At 68.5% G+C, this 17535-nt stretch carries 12 protein-coding genes and 1 pseudogene; 6 read left to right on the top strand and 7 right to left on the bottom strand.

Annotated features, from left to right (window positions below; translation table 11 throughout):
* The first annotated feature begins 47 nt into the window (after window positions 1-47).
* The 3 genes from SD37_RS20630 to SD37_RS20640 all read left to right on the top strand — a co-directional run bounded on the left by SD37_RS20630 (window position 48) and on the right by SD37_RS20640 (window position 4802).
* The gene (locus SD37_RS20630) at window positions 48-1346 is read left to right on the top strand and encodes a ricin-type beta-trefoil lectin domain protein (protein WP_083255024.1); all 1299 of its coding nucleotides are present in this window, start codon (window positions 48-50) and stop codon (window positions 1344-1346) included.
* 225 nt (window positions 1347-1571) lie between these two features.
* Window positions 1572-3536 carry a vanadium-dependent haloperoxidase gene (locus SD37_RS20635; RefSeq protein WP_052675052.1) on the top strand — a complete coding sequence of 655 codons (1965 nt, stop codon included), beginning with the start codon at window positions 1572-1574 and terminating at the stop codon, window positions 3534-3536.
* A 75-nt stretch (window positions 3537-3611) separates the two neighbouring features.
* The gene (locus SD37_RS20640) at window positions 3612-4802 is read left to right on the top strand and encodes an IS30 family transposase (protein WP_044852078.1); all 1191 of its coding nucleotides are present in this window, start codon (window positions 3612-3614) and stop codon (window positions 4800-4802) included.
* Between the two features lie 49 nt (window positions 4803-4851).
* Here SD37_RS20640 and SD37_RS20645 read toward each other — a convergent pair whose 3' ends face one another.
* From SD37_RS20645 to SD37_RS20665, 5 genes are read right to left on the bottom strand one after another with little or no spacing between them, the layout of a single operon-like run.
* Window positions 4852-7239, bottom strand: a complete 2388-nt coding sequence (locus tag SD37_RS20645; protein WP_145926680.1) for a ricin-type beta-trefoil lectin domain protein — start codon at window positions 7237-7239, stop codon at window positions 4852-4854.
* A gap of 6 nt (window positions 7240-7245) precedes the next feature.
* Entirely contained in the window at window positions 7246-9186 is a 1941-nt protein-coding gene (locus SD37_RS20650) for a DUF8034 domain-containing protein (RefSeq protein WP_044856534.1), read from the bottom strand.
* Window positions 9187-9218: 32 nt separating this feature from the next.
* Window positions 9219-10160: a carbohydrate ABC transporter permease gene (locus SD37_RS20655; RefSeq protein WP_044856535.1), complete on the bottom strand. Its 942-nt coding sequence runs from the start codon at window positions 10158-10160 to the stop codon at window positions 9219-9221.
* Window positions 10150-11031, bottom strand: a complete 882-nt coding sequence (locus tag SD37_RS20660) for a carbohydrate ABC transporter permease (RefSeq protein WP_065912902.1) — start codon at window positions 11029-11031, stop codon at window positions 10150-10152. Before SD37_RS20660 ends, SD37_RS20655 begins: the two co-directional genes overlap by 11 nt.
* Window positions 11028-12392, bottom strand: coding sequence for an ABC transporter substrate-binding protein (locus tag SD37_RS20665; RefSeq protein WP_044856617.1), 1365 nt, complete (start codon window positions 12390-12392; stop codon window positions 11028-11030). The genes SD37_RS20660 and SD37_RS20665 overlap by 4 nt, the downstream gene beginning before the upstream one ends.
* Before the next feature lie 325 nt (window positions 12393-12717).
* Between SD37_RS20665 and SD37_RS20670 the strand changes: the two genes are divergently transcribed.
* Window positions 12718-13491, top strand: coding sequence for a FadR/GntR family transcriptional regulator (locus SD37_RS20670; protein ID WP_167369653.1), 774 nt, complete (start codon window positions 12718-12720; stop codon window positions 13489-13491).
* Window positions 13492-13709: 218 nt separating this feature from the next.
* Here SD37_RS20670 and SD37_RS20675 read toward each other — a convergent pair whose 3' ends face one another.
* Window positions 13710-14534: a dienelactone hydrolase family protein gene (locus tag SD37_RS20675; RefSeq protein WP_044856537.1), complete on the bottom strand. Its 825-nt coding sequence runs from the start codon at window positions 14532-14534 to the stop codon at window positions 13710-13712.
* Between the two features lie 73 nt (window positions 14535-14607).
* Here SD37_RS20675 and SD37_RS20680 point away from each other — a divergent pair, with 73 nt between their 5' ends.
* Window positions 14608-15573 carry a GlxA family transcriptional regulator gene (locus tag SD37_RS20680; RefSeq protein ID WP_044856538.1) on the top strand — a complete coding sequence of 322 codons (966 nt, stop codon included), beginning with the start codon at window positions 14608-14610 and terminating at the stop codon, window positions 15571-15573.
* Between the two features lie 18 nt (window positions 15574-15591).
* Here the strand turns inward: SD37_RS20680 and SD37_RS20685 are convergent, their stop codons facing one another.
* Window positions 15592-16029 (bottom strand): PPOX class F420-dependent oxidoreductase, encoded by a 438-nt coding sequence (locus tag SD37_RS20685; RefSeq protein ID WP_044856539.1) that lies wholly within the window; start codon window positions 16027-16029, stop codon window positions 15592-15594.
* Between the two features lie 345 nt (window positions 16030-16374).
* On the opposite strand from SD37_RS20685, the pseudogene SD37_RS20690 reads away from it, so the two are divergent.
* Window positions 16375-17517, top strand: a pseudogene (locus SD37_RS20690) (transcription termination factor Rho, short form); the annotation flags it as partial.
* Between the last annotated feature and the right edge of the window lie 18 nt (window positions 17518-17535).

The raw sequence follows: 17535 nt of genomic DNA on the forward strand, positions 1-17535 counted from the left end.
TCCGGCACGGCCACCCCCTTCAGTACAGGAAGTACAGGAGCACGCACATGAAACAGAGGCGCAGTCCAGGCCGGTGGTGGGCGCCGATCGCCGCCCTCGCGCTCGCTCTGGTCAATGCCACCGTGGCAGAGGCCAGGGAAGCCCCTGTGGCCGCGGACGCCGGCACTCTTGCCGCGTCCGCCGGCTGCGGCAAGGCCCCCACGTTGCGGAGCGGCACGCACACCATCCAAAGCAACGGCAAGAACCGCAGTTTCATCCTGAGCATCCCCGACAGCTACGACAACACCCGCCAGCACCGGTTGATCTTCGGGTTCCACTGGTGGGGCGGTACCGCGGAGCAGGTCGCCTCGGGCGGCAGTGACGGCGACGTCTACGCCCATTACGGACTGCGGCGGCTGGCGAACAACACCGCGATCTTCGTCGCACCCCAGGGCATCGGCAACGGCTGGGCCAACTCCGGCGGAGAGGACGTGACCTTCACCGACGACATGATCAGGCGGATCGAGAGCGACCTCTGCGTCGACACCGCACAGCGCTTCTCGCTGGGCTTCAGCTACGGCGGCGCGATGAGTTACGCACTCGCCTGCGCCAGGCCGACGACCTTCCGCGCGGTCGCGGCCATCGCCGCTCCCGGCGCGATCAGCGGCTGCAGCGGCGGCACCCAGCCGTTCGCGTACCTGGGGATCCACGGCGTCGGGGACAACATCGGCGCCGGACGTGGGCTGCGGGACAGGTTCGTCAGGAACAACGGCTGCACCCCGCAGAACCCGCCCGAGCCGTCCTCGGGCAGCCGGACCCACATCACCACCTACTACTCCGGCTGCCGAGCCGGGTACCCGGTCGCCTGGGCCGCCTTCGACGGAGGTCACCAGCAAGGTCCCGTCGACGGATGCGCCGGTTGTGAGAGCGGCGCCCGGAGCTGGGTCAAGACCGAGGTGTGGAAGTTCTTCACCGGGGACACGCCCACCCCGACGCCGACGTACCGGTTGCGCAGCGAGTCCGCCGGCCGCTGCCTGGACGTCACCGGCGCCACCTCGGGCAACGACACGCAGATGATCGTCTGGGACTGCCACACCAGTGCCAACCAGCAGTTCACCCGCAGCGGCCAGACCCTGCAGGTGCTGGGCAAATGCCTGGACGTCCCGGCCAACGCCACCTCCGGCACCCGGGTGCAGATCTGGGACTGCCACGGCGGCGCGAACCAGCAATGGAACGTCAACGACAACGGCACGATCACCGGTGTCCAGACCGGACTGTGTCTCGACACCGCCGGTACCGCCAACGGCTCGGCCGTGACCGTGGCGACCTGCGACGGCAGTGCCGACCAGCGCTGGGCCAAAGCCTGACCGGGTGGGGAGGGTAGGCGGCGGCCCCGGTGCACACCGGGGCCGCCGTCTTCACGGCGAACGGACGCAGGGCCGTCGGCTGTTCGGCTCTTGCCGGTGAGTATCCGGTCGGCCACGGTGGGTACTGACTGTTTCGGTCGTGTGGTGCCGGGGGACACGCGCTGGCCTTCAGGGGGTTCGCCGACGATGCGTCGCGTCACGGTGTTTTTCTGTCTTGCCCTGCTCATGAGCGTTTCCGCTCCGCTCGCCGCGGCGAACGCGACTCCGCGCGATGTGGCGGCGCCGAGCATCGACCACGTGTTGTACTGGAACGAGGTGTTGCTCGACGTCTTCCGGCACCAGACCGGTGAGAGTGCGTCGCCGACCCGGCTGTCCAGATCGGCGGCGATGATGCACGGCGCCATCTACGACGGTGCCAACTCGGCGCGGTGCGCGACCGCCGGCGGTTGCCTCGGGCAGCCGTATCTGACGCGGGTGCCCGTGCCGTCCGGTGCCGCTCCCGATCCGAGCAGCGCCATCGACCGCGCCGCCTACAAGATCCTCACCGGCCTCTACCCCACCGGCCCGGTCGATTTCGCCGCGAAGCTGGCGACGGCGCAGTCGACGATTCCCGACAGCGTCACCCAGGAGCAGCGGGACCACGGTGCCGCGATCGGCGACCGGACCGCGGCCGTCATGGCCGTGACCAGGGCGAACGACCGCTCGGACGAAACCGTCCCCTACACGCCGGGCACCAGGCCGGGCGACTGGCGGCCCACCGGCTCCGGCGACGCGCTCAACCCGAACTGGGGTCTGGTCCGGCCGTTCACCATGGACACACCGAACCACTTCCGCCCCTCACGCCCCGAGGGGGCGCAAGACATCGGCGAGCTGCTCGCCTCCCCGACCTACCAGGCACACGTGGCCGAGGTCCGCGACGTCGGCAGGCTGAACTCACCTTCGCGCGGCGCGGACAAGACCCAGGCCGCGCACTTCTGGGCCAACGATCTCGACGGCACCTACAAGCCACCGGGCCAGCTGCTGCAGCACACCGCGATCATCGCGCGGCTCCTGCCGGGGCAGGACCAGTTCGCCAACGCCAGGTTGTTCGCCCTGGTGTCCCTCGCCCTCGCCGACGCCGCGATCGCCGCCTGGGACGCGAAATTCCGGACGGACATCGACCTCTGGCGTCCGGAGACCGCGATCAAACTGGCCCCGACCAACCCCGATCCGACCTGGCAACCCGAGTCACGCCGGACCGACGGCACCACCTTCTCGCCGCCGTTCCCCGCGTTCATCTCGGGCCACGCCACCTTCGCCGGCGCCTGGGCCGGGGTCATGAAGCGCTACGTCGGCACCGACAACTTCAGCTGGACGGCGACCACGGAAGACCCGTTCGCCCAGGGCGTCACCCGGTCGTTCGGCACCTTCAGCGACGCGGCCAGGGAGAACCAGCTCAGCCGGGTGTGGCTGGGCGTCCATTACCGGTTCGACGGCGAGTACTCGTTGCCCACCGGCGACAGGATCGCCGAGTGGGTGACGCGGAACTTCCTCGGCACGGACGCGACGCTCGGTCTGGACTCGTTCGCGCGGACGGTGACCGCCGGATTCGGCACGGCGGAGGCCGGTGGCGATTGGTGGGTCGGCGGACCCGCCGGCGACTACGCGGTGCGCGGCGGCGCGGCCCGGATCACGATGCCCGCGGCCGGCGCGGGCCGCAGCGCGTACCTGAACCGGATCCGCTCGACCGACACCGACTTCACCACCAAGATCAGCATCGACAAGGTCACCACCGGCAACGGCGCCTACGTCTCGGCGGTGGGACGGAAGGTGAACGACGCCGGCACCTATCGGGCGACGATCATCCTGCGCCCGGACGGCACGGTCCGGCTCGGACTCCGCCGCTCGGACGGGGCGGGCACGGAGACACCGCTCACCACCGATCAGCAGATCACCGGGCTCACCTACCAGCCCGGCAGCGTGCTGCGGATCAGGCTCCAGGCCACCGGTACCTCGCCGACCACCCTGCGCGCCAAGGTGTGGGCGAACGGGACCACCGAACCGGGCTGGCAGGCCACCGTGACGGACCAGACCCCCGCACTTCAGGGCGCGGGAAACGCGGGCCTGCTCACCACCCTGTCCGGCTCGGCCACCAACGCGCCGCTCACCGTCACCGTGGACGACGTCGCCATCTTCCGCGTGGCCGGCTGACTCGTGAGTGGTAATGACGGTTAGAACCGCTTGGGTTCTAGTGGTCGTCGCAACATCTGATGTGGAGGTGTTGTGATGGCTGGGTTTCGTCGTCGTTGGTTGCTGCGGGATGTGCGGGCGGGGTTTTGGGATGGGGTCCGGGCCGGGTTGTCGGTGGAGCGGGCAGCGGTGGCCGTGGGCGTGTCGCGGGCCAGTGGGAGACGGTTGTTCGACGAGGCTGGCGGCGTGATCAGTAATGCGCCGAAGTCTGGATCGGGCCGCTATCTCTCGCTGGCCGAGCGGGAGGAGATCATGATCCTGTGGGCCCAGCGGGTGCCGAAAGCGGAGATCGCGCGCCGGCTGGGCCGGGATCGCTCCACGATCGGGCGGGAACTGGACCGCAACAGCACCGGGCAGGGCTATCGGGCCAGTTCGGCTCAGCGCGCGGCCGAGGAGCGGGCGACACGACCGAAACCGGCGAAGCTGGCCGCCGACCCGGTGCTACGGGACAGGGTCCAGGCGGATCTGCGGGCACGATGGTCGCCGGAACAGATCACTGCCAGGCTGGTCCGGGACTTTCCCGACCAGCCGAGGATGCACGTGAGTCACGAGACGATCTACCAGGCCATCTACGTCCAAGGACGAGGCGCGCTGCGGCGTGAGCTGGCGCAGTGTCTGCGGACCGGGCGAGCGATCCGCCGACCGCGGCGGATGCCTGACGGGCGCCGGACCCGCCAGGGCAAGATCGCCGGGATGGTCCCGATCTCCGAACGCCCCGCCGAAGCCGCGGACCGGGCGATCCCGGGGCATTGGGAAGGCGATTTGATCATGGGCAAGGACAATCGTTCGGCGATCGGGACCCTGGTCGAACGCTCGACCAGGTTCTGCCTGCTGCTGCACCTGCCCGGCGGGAAAGACGCCGCTACCGTCGCCGAGGAGATGATCAAGACAATCCAGCGGCTGCCCGCCGAGCTACGCCGGTCACTGGCCTGGGACCAAGGCACCGAAATGGCCCAGCACGCCCAGATCACCCTCGCCACCGACCTCGACATCTACTTCTGCGACCCACACGCACCCTGGCAACGCGGCTCCAACGAGAACACCAACGGACTGCTCCGCCAGTACTTCCCCAAAGGCACCGACCTCGCCACACATACCCCCGAAGACCTCGCGAGGGTGGCCGCCGAACTCAACGGCCGCCCCCGCAAAACCCTCGACTGGGACACCCCAGCCGAACGACTCAACAAGCTACTGTCCTCATACGAGCACGTTGCGACGATCGCGTGAATCCACCCCGTCATTACCACTCACGACTACCTGGGCACCCGGGTCGCGGTCAGGACAGGTTCCACTGCTGGTTGGCGCCGCCGTGACAGGTCCAGAGCACGACCTTGGCGCCGTTGGCGGTGGCGGCCCCGGTGACGTCGAGGCAGAGCCCGGACTGCGCACCGGCGACCGAGCCGTTGGCGTCGAACCGCCACTGCTGATTCGCCCCACCGGTGCACTGGGCGATCACGACCGCCGTACCGGGGGCGGTCTGGCCGTTGAGGGCGGTCGCGCACCTGGTGTCACCACCGCTGTAGACGGTCAGCTGCCCCGACGCGGTCCGTGTCCAGGTCTGGTTCGTCCCGCCGGTACAGCCCCAGATCTGCAGCTGCGTCCCCGCCGCGGTACTGCCGCCGCTGACGTCCAGGCATTTACCCGCGGCCAAGGCGAGGACGTCGCCGACGCCGGGCCGCAGCGCGGGTTCGATACCGGCCTGGGCCATGACCTGCCGCGCTCCCGCGGGCCAGACCCCGGTCACCTGGACGTTCCCTCTGAGGACATTGTTGTGCGGAGGCCCGGTGACCACCCTGGTCGCGCCGGTGTTGTACCAGTTTTCGGCGAAGACGCTGTCGCTGGTGTTGTTGGTCGAACCGGCGTTGGTGAAGGCCCAGACGCCGCTGTCGATGACCACGTTCTGCGCCACGGAGACGTACCGTGAGCCTTCGTCCAGGTAGAGACCGACCGTGCTCCGGTTGTCGTAGACGAGGTTGTGGTCGATCGAGCCCCCGGGATTGGCGGACAGGTTGTAGAGGCTGCCGCCGTCGTGCAGGGACTTCTTGGTGCCGTGGACGACGTTGTACCGCACGATGGTCTCGCGCAGTGTCGTCGGAGTGGTGTAGACCGGCTGGAAGTCGTACAGGCCGCGGTTGCGGTAGTCCTGGCTGCCGCCGGGGTCGTTGGCGCCCCAGCCCCAGCCGACGTCGATGCCGTCGTAGGCCAGGTTGGACACCTCGTTGTGCTCGATGACGGCGCGCGTGACGTAGGTGGACAGGATGCCCGCCATGTCCTTGTAGTCCTTGGCGACGTCGGTCACCAGGTTGTTCTTGATCGTGATGTCCTTGGTGACCATCGCGGGCTGGGACGGGTGGTGCGCGTCCGGCCGGACCCCGCCGACGACGATCCCGCCTCCGGAGAGATTCGTGAAGCTGTTCTGCGTCACGGTGATGTTGGACGCGCCGAGGCCGACACCCGACTGGTTCGCGTTCGCGTCATTGCCGATTCCCAGCCCCACCTGGCCGAGGTGGCGGAAGGTGTTGTTGGTGAAGGTGATGCCGGTGGCGGCCGAGACCTGGACGGCGGCGGGCATCTGGCCCCAGTTGTTGCGCGCGCCCTCGAACAGGCGGCAGCCCGACTGACACGAGGTCAGGAAGTCGCCGGGCATCTGGTGCGCGGTCGCGATGAACGTGCCGCTCTGCTGGTTGGCGTAGCCGGCCGAGGTCCCCGGTTGGAGCCACGTGGTGTGCTCGAAGACCATGTCCCGCACGGTGACGTCGCGGATCGGGTTCGCGAGGGTGCCGCTCATCTGGACCAGTGAGGTCAGGCGCGGCAGCACGATGTCGCGGCCGACGGGCGACTGACCGGCGGCCGCCTTGTAGTAGAGCCGTCCGGCCTGGGGATCGAGATACCACTGTCCGGCGTTCTTCAGGAACGAGTAGGAATTGTGCAGCGTCAGGCCGCCACCGGCGAACGGTTTGGCGAGGGTGTCGTAGCCCCAGTTGTTGTTGTTCCAGGCGGGCTGCTGCATGGTGACGGTGGTGCCGCTGATGCTCTGCACGGGCGAGAACCGGTCGGTGAACGAGTTCAGGCTCTCCAGCTCGATCCGGTTCTGCTGCGGCAGCGTGGCGAGGTAGTTGAGCGCGGGGTTGGTGATGGTCATCCCCCGCGCGGTGATCTGCACGTCGTTGCGCGAGATGGCGATCGAGGCGCGCGGTGCCAGCGTTCCGTCCACATAGAGCTGGCGGGAGTCGGCACCCTGGGGTACCGGCGCGACCCAGATGTTCGCGCCCGCGTCGTGCTGCGTCCAGCCGGTCACCGGCTGACCGCCCGACACCCTCGGCGTCGCGCCCGGCGAGGCCTGCCAGGTGACCTTGTGCCCGTTACGGCCCGAGTCGGCGCTGGTGAACTTCAGCGGTTCGGCCAGCCGGTGGACGCCGTCGGCCAGTTCCACGACCACGTCGGTCTCGCCGACGGCCGCACGGGCCAGTTCCTGCGCCTTCGCCAGCGTCGCGACCGGCCGGTCGGCGGAGCCCGCGGCGCGGTCGTCTCCGTTCGGGGCGACGACGATCCGCACGGTCGCGGGCTCGGCGCCGAACGCGGGAGTGGCGGTGAGTAGTGGCCCGGTGAGGGCCGTGGCCGCCGTGGCGAGCGCGGCGATCATCGATCTGCTGCGGGGATGCATCGTCTTTCACCTTTCCGGAGTGCGGGGCTGGTGACTCGGTCGATCGAAGGGCGTCCGGTAGGACGGTGGCCGGTCGTGCAGATCCAGGCGCAGGGTGAGGCCGATCCGGCTGGAGGGCGGAAGGTCCACTTCGAGCCATGGCCCGTCGGCCTGCGTGCTCGCCGAGGTCACCACCGGCTCACGGTGGCCGTAGTCGTACAGGCCACCGATCCAGGACGGGTCCGTGCAGACGGTGTGCCGCACGGAGCGGATCGTGTGCTCGGCGAACGCTCCGGCCTGCACGATGACGGAACGGGAGGCTTCCGGGTCGAGATTGACCAGCTCGACCGTGGTCGCCTCCGGTTCGATGGCGGAGACGAGCGCCGCGACCGAGGGCGGCAGGCCGGGCCGCCTGGCCTGGGCGTCGTAGTAACGCACGCGTGCCTGCTGCAGGCCCCCGTTGTAGATGACCTGGGGGCCACCCCAGGTGAGCTGGACCAGAGCCTCGGTGACGACCGGATTGGACTGCTGCCACAAGTGGATGTCCTCTTCGGACACTTCTCGGTCCCGGTACCGCTCCATCCTGGCCAGCCGATGGCGCACCTGAGCTTGCGCGGCCGCCAGGATCCGCTCCGGGTACTCGGGGTTGTCCCCGGCGAGGAAGGCCAGCCAGGGCTCCTCATGCCCGGCCTCTTCCTTGCTGCGGAACGCCCGCACGGTCCGCCAGTCGTGGCTGTCGGCCGCGCGCAGCCGGTCGATGCGGTCCCGGTCGGCCGGAGCGGCGGTGTGATGCCACAGAGCGGTGGGGACCGCCATCAGCATCGGGTTGTAGTCGAACCATCCCCGGTCGGCATACCGCAGCGGGACGTGCAGGGTGAGCGCGTGCACGTCTTCGCCGAGCTGGGCGACCCAGCGGGATTGGAGGCTGGAGTCCGCGTCGGTGAACGCCATGATCTTGCCGTGGGAGATGACCTCGTCGAGGGCGGGGCGCACCAGGTCGAGAAAGGACTCGTCGCCGGTCGCCGTGACCGCCGCCAGCGCCGCGATTGTCGCGGCCTGCCCGACGCTGTACCAGCCGTGCGGCCAGGACCAGCCGTAATGCCCGCCGTACCAGCGGCCTTCCAGCAGCCCGCCGACCGTGCCGTCCGGGGCGACATTGTCGGGCAGGATGCCACCGTTCGCGGCGGCACGCTTCCGCCAGGCGCCCACGTACTCGACGATCCAGTCCCGATAGCGCTCCTTCCCGGACAGGATCAGCGCGTTGAGGACGAGCCCGGACGCGGCCAGGTTGACCGCGGTGTCCCCGACGGCCATCCGCCGGTGCATCTGTTCGCCCAGCCGTGGGTCACGGTCGCGCTCCGGTTCGTCGGCGCCGGGTGGCAGCACCCAGTCCAACGGGAAGCCGTACATGCGGGCTTCCTCGGGAAGCCAGGGATAGGACCCGCCGTCGAACAACCCCTCCCGCGAGGGATCGCTGCCGTTGTGCGGACGGCGGATGATCCGCCGGCCGGGGTCGTAGTTGCCGTACGCCGGATCGACGTAAAGCTCCGCGAAACGCAGGGCGCGCTCCGCCCAGCGATCGGGCGCGGCCATGCACAGGAAGTAGAACAACTGCAGGCTCTCGCCTTGGTGGAACCAGTCGTAGCCGCGCTCGTACTCGTCTTGGAGCATGCCGAGTCCGGCGAGCTGCCGGGTCACCCCCTCCCAGTGCCATTCGGAGGCGGACAGCAGTTCGTCAGCCCCACCGAGCAGGTAGAGCTGTGGCCAGTTGAAGAACGTTTCGTAGAAGTCGTCCACGCCGTCGCGTGAGGTGAGCCCGGAGTGGTAGCGCAGCTGCCCGTCCGGGCCGGTGAAGTCGTGCTCGAACCGGCGCCAGGCGTGGTCGAGCAGAGCGAACAGTTCGCGTTGCGCGATCGCCCAGTTCGGCGGTTCGAGCAGGGGCACTGAGGCGGTGATGACGGGATACATCCGTGAGCTCTCCGTTCCAGTGGGCGCGCCGGTCACTCCTTGGTCGCGCCGGCGAGCATCCCGGCGACGAGGAACCGTTGGGAGAAAAGGAAGATGACGAGTACCGGGGTGATCGCCAGCAACGTCGCCAGCGCCAGTTGCGGGCGCTGGACCGCCAGTTCGCCGACGGTCGGGTTGAACTGGGGGACGTTGTTGAGCAACTCCCCCAGCCCGACCTGGACCGGGAACCGGTCGCTCGCGGGCAGCAGGACGTAGGGCAGGAAGTAGTTGGTCCAGTTGGTCACGAAGCTGAAGAACCCGACCAGGGCGACCACCGGGACGGCCAGCGGCAGGGCGACACGGCGGAACACGCCGAACTCCGAGCAACCGTCGAGCCGGGCGGCGTCCAGGAGTTCCCCGGGCACCGCGGTGCTGAAGAAGATGTAGGCCAGGTACACGCCGAACGGGTAGAACGAGTACGGCAGGACGATCGACCACATCGAGCCGATCAGGCCGACCGCGTTGAGTTCGAGGAAGAGCGGCACGACCAGGGTCGCGTTGGGCATGAGCATCACCACGAGGGTGACCACCAGCAGGATCCGGCGACCGCGGAACTCGGTCTTGGCGAGCGCGTAGCCCGCCGGGATCGCCACGCACAGCGTGATGGCGAGGGCGAGGAACGAGTACAGCGCCGAGTTGCCCAGCCATTGGAAGATCGCGTCGTCCCCGAAGGCCGTCAGGGTTTCCCAGTTGGCGCGCAGCGCCTGCCACGAGCCGAAGGAGAGCGGATGGTCGCGTACGAGCTGGTCGTCGGTCTTCGTGGCGGCCAGCCCCAGCCAGAGCACCGGGAGCGTGAAGAACAGCAGGAAGAGCACGAGGACCACTGTGGACAGTGGATTCGACGGCGGACGGCGTGATCTCGCGGGCCGGAGGCGCTCGGGCCGCGAGGGAGAGGCGACCGTGACGGCCGGGGCGGACCGGGTGTCACTCGGCATCGAAGAACCCCGATCGCACGACGAACAGGGCCGCGGCGACGATCCCGACCAGCAGCAGCTCGACCGAGATCGCGGCGGCGGTGTTGACGTTGCCGTTCTGGAAGGCGAAGTCGTAGGAGAGCTGGTTGAGCGAGAAGTCCCGGCCCGCCACCCCGACACTCGCCTGTGACAACAGCTGCGGCTCGACGAAGAGCTGGGTCCCGCCGGCGAAGGCGAGGATCACCATGTAGACGATCCACTTGCGCAGCAACGGAAGCTGGATGTGCCACGCGGTACGCCAGGCTCCCGCGCCGTCGATCCGCGCCGCCTCGATGAGGTCCGGGGAGATGTTGTTCAACGCCCCGTGCAGCACCACGATCCAGCCACCCGCGCCGGTCCAGAACGCGATCAAGGTGAACAGGACCGGCAGGGGTCCCGGCGCGACCACTTGGCCGAAGGTGTCGAAACCGAACGCCCGCAACAGGAAGCCGACCGGGCTCACCGCCGGATCGAGCATGAACAGCCAGACCAGCACGCTCGCCGCCCCGGCCAGTGCGCCGGGAATGTAGTACAGGAACCGCAACGATCCGCCGACGGCGCGAGCCGTGACGCGGTGCAGCAACAGCGCGAGCCCGACCACGAAGACCACCAGCGCGACCAGCCAGAAGACCAGGTACAGCAGGACGTGCCCGACGGCCGAGACGAACCGGAAGTCGCTCGCGGCGGCGGCGAAGTTCGCGAGCCCGACGAAGGTGTCAGTGTCATCGGTGAAGGCGAAGGAGAACGCGTACCCGGTCGGCACGACACCGAACGCGATCAGCAGCACCACATAGGGCGCGACGAAAACGTGTCCGGCGCGGCCACGCCACCGCACCCGCGTGGCCGGCGTCATGGGCCGACTTGGTAGCCGTCGGACCGCGCGTGGTTCGCGATCGCGGTCTGCCACTCCGGGAGCATCGACACGATGGTCTTGCCCTCGTTCAGGCCAGGAGTGACCGTCGCGGCCCAGATCGCCTCCTGGCTGAACTGTCCGTAGCCCCACCCCGGCCACACCTGACCCGCCGCGGCCTGCAAGGGCGCGGCGATGTCGTTGGCGTAGTACCCGGAGGATGCCTGGTTCGCCAGCCATGTCTTGGCCGCGGGCCCGTACGCCGGATAGCCCGGGGCGAGCTTGCCCTGGTAGTCGTCCGAGGTGGTCACCCAGGTCAGGAAGTCGCCGGCGGCCTTCAGATTGGCGCTGTGCGCGGACAGCAGCCACGTACCACCACCGACGTTGCCGACCGAAGGACTGGTGTCACCGGACCACTGCGGCATCGGGGCGACCCCGATCCGGCCCGCCGGAACCTTCAACGTCTCCCGGAACACCGAGCCGCCGAACCACGCCGGGCCGGGCATCATGAGGATCTTGCCCGCGTGGTTCTTCCCGAAGTCCGAACTGAACACGCCGCTGGTGGTCAGGGTGCCGTTCTTGATCAGCGTGTCGAGCAGCGACGCCATCCGGGTGCACTCGGGACTGGTCGTGTTCACGGTGACGGCCTTGGGCCCGGTGATCTGGTTGGCGCCGCATTTGCCCGCCCACAGGTAGATCTCCGGGGTGAACGCGTCGCCGACGGAACCGGCCAGATAACCGGGGTGCTCCGCGGCGACCCTCTTGGCGAGAGCCTCGTACTGCTCCCAGGTGGCGGGGACCTGATAGCCCCACTCCTTCATCAGGGTGGCGTCGTACCAGAGCACCGTCTGCGAAAGATCGTTGCGCAGGCAGTAAAGCGTGCCGTCCACCAGGCACGGGTCGTTGGCGCCGGGTGCCCAGCCGTCGAGAAGGTCCTTGGGGATCAAGCCCTTGTTCAGCGGCGCGGTGAACTTCGCGGGCACGGCCCAGGTGGTCTCGTTGTTCTGCGAGCTGAAGACGACGTCCGGCCAGCCGTTACCCGTCCGGTTGAACAGGCTCACCTTCGTCTGCAGGTAGTTTGAACCGTTGGCGTCGCCGTCGTAGGTGATGATGTTCATGGGCACGGACGGGTTCTGCTTCTGGTACAGCTGCGCGGCGGCGAGGCGGGTCGAATCCACCCATACCGTCAGCGTGCCGCCCTTCTGTTCCACCGGCTTGAACTCGTTCTGGGCGTTCGCGGGCCCGCCGTCGCCGCAAGCGGTCACCGCGGCCAGGAGGAGCGCGACGACGCCTGCCAGCAACGCGGTCCGCCGGGGACCGGTGCGTGGAGTGGTTCCGCCGTCAGGGTCGAGCTTCGCTGTCATGAGCGACTCCACTACGTTGTGGTGCCCGCCGACCGGTACATCGCGGGCGAAGCTTCCAGAATGTGTCTGACTCATTCGGAGACGAAAAACACCAGACCAGGCGCCCCCAGTGGCGCTACAAGGGTGATCTGAGGTCGGTCGAGCTGCTTAGATCACACATAACAGCGGGTCGATATCCCCGGAGTCAAGAGATAAGCCTGATCAATCCCCCGATCTTCCCAGCCGGATGGGCCCGATCGGCGCGTAAGCTGGAGACCTCGGAGGCAGGGTCCCTGGACCGACGGATGACACACGCTCTTCCCGGTGGTCCCACACTGTAGGAGGCATGCGGGTGGACAGTGCGTCCCTTCCGGCCGGTACCGGCGCGTCCACGAGAGATCAGGACACCGGTTCGTACAAGCCCGGCTACGAACTGGTGGCGGAGCGGATCCTCCAGCTGATCGGCGAATTGCGCCTGCGGCCGGGCGACCGGATGCCCACCGAGAACGACCTGGCCACGCAGCTGGGTTCCAGCCGCACCGTCGTGCGGGAGGCGATCAAGATCCTCTCGGCGATCGGACGGGTCAAGGCCCAGAAGGGGCGCGGGCTCTACGTCGCGGACGACGACGGGATGCTCGGCTCGGCCCGGTGGGGCGGGTTCTTCCTGCCCACCGACCTCGACCACGTCTACATGCTGTTCGAGTTCCGCCGGGTGCAGGAGACCTCGGCCAGCAGGCTCGCCGCGACCCGCGCGACCCCCACCGAACTCCGCGCCATCGAAGCGGCGGCCGAGACGTGCAAAGAAGGACACCTGAGCAGTCAGACCGCGGTCTTCGAACGTGGCGACGACGACTTCCATCTCGGGATCGCCGCGGCTTCACACAACGACTTCCTGGTCGCCGCCGTGCGTGAGGCCCGCCGCCTGCAACACCAGAGCAGCATCATCGGCCTGCACGGCACCGTCGGCGGTCACGCCGCGGAGGCCATCGAAGAACACGCGGCCATCTTCCGCGCGATCCGGGACGGCGACCCGGAAGCGGCGGCGCACGCCACCGCGGTCCATTTGGACAACACCCTCGAGGACTACCGCCGGGAGATCCAGCGCCGGGTCTTCGGCTGACCGCGCGATTCCCGAGCCGGTCAAGCCTCGTCAGTGGTAAGTGTCGTTAGAGCCAATCGCCACCAGGCTCAGTGACACCACCAGTCACAGCGATAGCGCGTGAAGGCCCCCTTCCCTCGGCTCAGCCGAGGAAACTCGATCTTCACACCTTCCTCAGTACGCCGGCAAAACCGCAGGCCACGAGCAGGTAACCAAGAAAGAGTTCGTTAGAACCGTCATTACGACTCACGAGGCGTGGGAGTCAGGCGGTCGGTCAGGAAGGTGAGGATCTCGTCTCTCGCGCGCAGCGTGGGATGCCCCTCGGCGTCGACGAGATGGGCGGTGACGACGCTGTGCGGGGTGCCGACCACCTCACGGAAGAACGGGGGCGGGTCGGTGTTCGCGGCACTGTCCGGCAGGACCCGGCCGTCGAAGGCGTCTCCAAGGAGCGCCTGGTAGGCGGCGAAGCGACGGCCGGTGCACCAGCGGTCGCCTTCGAAGCGGTACGCGAGCACTTTCAGCCCGTCGCGCTGGATGCGGTCCCGGACCGCGAGCGCGTCCTCGCCACCGATTTCGAGCCCGCCCGGATCGTCCAGCGGCAACGACGGATGGTTGACCACGGGCGCGATGACGGCGGGTTCGAGGGTCATGGTGAGGGCGAAGTTCCCGGTGAAGCACAGGCCGATCGCGCCGACTCCCGGACCGCCGCATTCGGCGTGGGCGAGCCGGGCGAGTCCGCGCAGCCAGGTCGTGACGGGGCTGGTGCCGCCGCCGGCGAACGCCCGGAACTCGGCACTCACACAAGCGCGGCGGGCCACCTTCTCGCCGTCTTCGGCCGAGGGGTACGCCCCGTCGGTGCCGAAAAGCGAAGGGACGTAGACGGTGAGTCCCGCGTTTCGCACCCACCGCGCGAACCGGAGGACGTCGGGACTGATACCGGGCATCTCGGGCATCAGCACCACAGCGGGACCGGAACCCGAGACGTACACCGTCTTCGGCACCCCGTCCACCTCCACCCGGCGGCGGGAGAAGTCGGTGATCGCATCGTCGAGTCGTTCGCGCATGCCGACAGCCTGGACCGGTGGACCCGTTACCAGCGAGAGGCCGGATCGCCAGATCTGGGGGTAATCTCGCCACATGCTGCGAGTCGGCGTCCTGGCTTATCCGGGCTGTTTCGCGTCCGAGGTGTTCGGCGTCCCCGATCTCCTCACCATGGCCACCCACATCGCGGGCTCCGGCGACGCCGAATACGACGTGGCTGTCGTCTCGCATCGCCGCCGAGTCGTCGCGTCCGGTGGCGTGGCGCTGACCGTCTCGCCGTTGCGTGAGGTCGACGTCCTGGTCGTGCCGGGATTCGAGCTGGTACCTGGCCTCGACCTCGAAGCGAAGATCAGGGGCCTGGCCAGGGAGGTCGCGGCGATCCGGACCCACGCCGCGACGGGCAACGCCGTCGTCTCGATCTGTGTCGGCGCGTTCCTGCTCGCCGAGGCAGGACTGCTCGATCGCCGGCGCGCCACCACTTCCTGGCTCTTCGCCGACGAACTGGCTCGACGATGCCCCTCGGCCGATGTCCGGCCCGAGCACCTTGTCGTCACCGACAAGGGAATCACGACGACGGCGGCCTTCAGCGCCATGTACGACTTCGCGCTCGAACTGATCCGCGAGCACAGCGGCGCTGAAGTGGCACGAAGGACGGCGCGGGTGGCACTGGTCGACGACGCGCGATCGTCCCAGGCCCCCTACGTGGACGCGCGGCTCCTTCCCCTGCCCGGGAACGAATTCTCCCGCCGGGTCATGCGGAGGCTCGACCAGAACCTGGCCGCCCGCTACGACCTCGCCGCCCTGGCCGACACCTTCAACGTCAGCACGCGGACGTTGCTGCGGCGCTTCGCGGAGGAGACCGGCCAGAGCCCGCTCGAGTACCTCCAGTCCTCACGGGTCCGGCGCGCCCGCCACCTTCTCGAGACGACGGACCGCACGGTCGCCGGAATCTGCACCGCGGTCGGCTACCGGGACCCCGGGACCTTCGCCGCCCTCTTCACCAAGCACACCGGACGACGCCCGAGGGACTACCGCGCCGCCTTCCGGCGCGGCGCGCCTTGATCCTGGTGCACCGAGAACTCAAGAGCCGGGCAGGATCCCACGCCGGAAGGGCTCGACTCCGACGACATGGCGAACGCGGGTCGGCTCGACGAGGATCTTCACCCGCCGCTCCCCGGGGATCCGCCATTCGAAACGGTCGGTCCCGACGTATTTCTTCGCGAGCCTGTCCATCGAGCGCTCCGCCTCGTCGCCCTCGACGAACTCGACGACCCGGCCCTGGACGACGACCCGGTCGTACGGATTCTCCGTGTCCACACAGGACAGCGAAACACGGGGATTCAGCCGCAGGTTCTCTTCCTTGACGCGGCCGACGGCGGTGTTGAACACGATGTGGTCGCCTTCGAGATCGATCCACATGGGCGACACCTGAGGCGAACCGTCCGGGTTCACCGTGGCCAGATGCCAGAAATTCGGTGCCGCGATGCGGTCGCGGACCTGCTCGCTCAACTCGGCCACGTGGCCCTCCAGCGAAGTCGTGGTCAGGACGACGATTGTCGCGCGGGCGGGCAGGGGATGTCACCTGGGCGGCAGACGGCGGCCAGTGCGTGTGGTTGCCGGCCGGATCACCTCACTGCTATTCTCACTGCGTCTCACGCTTCCGGGTTCCGGACCATGTCCCCCGCGAGCGCCTTCCGACCCTTCATCGTTTCGACGGCGAACGGCTTCTCTGAAAAGCCGTTCCCAGCACGAACGGGGTCTCACCACACGGCCTGTGCACGCCTTGCCGCGGCACCACGCCGATCACCTACCCAGAAAGATTTTCCTATGTACAGCAACGATTCTTCCTATGACGCACATCAGGACGACGGGGACCGGCCGGTCACCGGGATCCTCGACATCGTGGACAACCGCGCGTTCGTCCGGCTCGACGGCTACCTGCCGGGGCCGGACGACGTCCACGTCCCGCTTCCCTTGGTGCGCAAGCACCATCTCCGTCGCGGAGACCTCGTCACCGGACGCGTGCAGCCCGCCGGTCAGGGCCGGAAATCCCCTTCCCTGGCCGAGGTCGACGCCGTCAACGGACTGCCCCCTCGGCAAACCGCCACCCGGCCCGCGTTCTCCGACCTTGTCCCCCTCTATCCGCACCGGCGTCTGCGGCTGGAGACCGAGCAACACGGCCTGACCACCCGCGTGATCGATCTGCTCATGCCGGTGGGCAAGGGGCAGCGAGCCTTGATCGTCGCGCCTCCAAAGGCGGGCAAGACCTCGGTGCTGCAAGCGATCGCGCACGGGATCAGCAAGAACCACCCGGAATGCCACCTCATGCTCGTCCTCGTCGGCGAGCGCCCGGAAGAGGTCACCGACTTCGCCCGCGCCGTACCCGGTGAGATCGTCGCCGCCACGTTCGACCGCCCGCCCGGCGAGCACATCGCGCTCGCGGAGCTGGCCATCGAACGCGCCAAACGCCTGGTGGAGATGGGCCGCGACGTGGTGGTGATGCTGGATTCGCTGACCCGGCTCGGCCGCGCCTACAACCTGGGCGCGCCCACCTCCGGGCGCATCCTCTCCGGCGGCATCGATTCCGCCGCCCTCACCCCGCCGAAGCGATTCCTCGGCGCCGCACGGGCGATCGAGAACGGCGGTTCCTTGACCATCTTCGCCACCACCCTCGTCGACACCGGTTCGCTCGGTGACACGCTGATCTTCGAGGAATACAAGGGAACCAGCAACGCCGAACTGGCACTCGACCGGTCGATCGCGACCAAACGGATCCACCCCGCCGTCGACGTGGGCAAGACCGGCACCCGCAAGGAGGCACTGTTGTGCTCGCCCGCGGAGCTGGCGGCCACCGGCGCGTTGCGCCGTGCCCTGCACCGGCGGGACCCCCAGCAGGCCATCGACATGGTCCTCAATGGACTGCGTGCCACGCCGACCAACGCCGAGTTCCTCGCCCAGCTGACCAGGACCACGCCACAGTCGGTCGTGAGTGGTAATGACGGTTAGAACCGTCATTACCACTCA

The organism is Amycolatopsis orientalis, from assembly GCF_000943515.2.
Taxonomy (GTDB): domain Bacteria; phylum Actinomycetota; class Actinomycetes; order Mycobacteriales; family Pseudonocardiaceae; genus Amycolatopsis; species Amycolatopsis orientalis.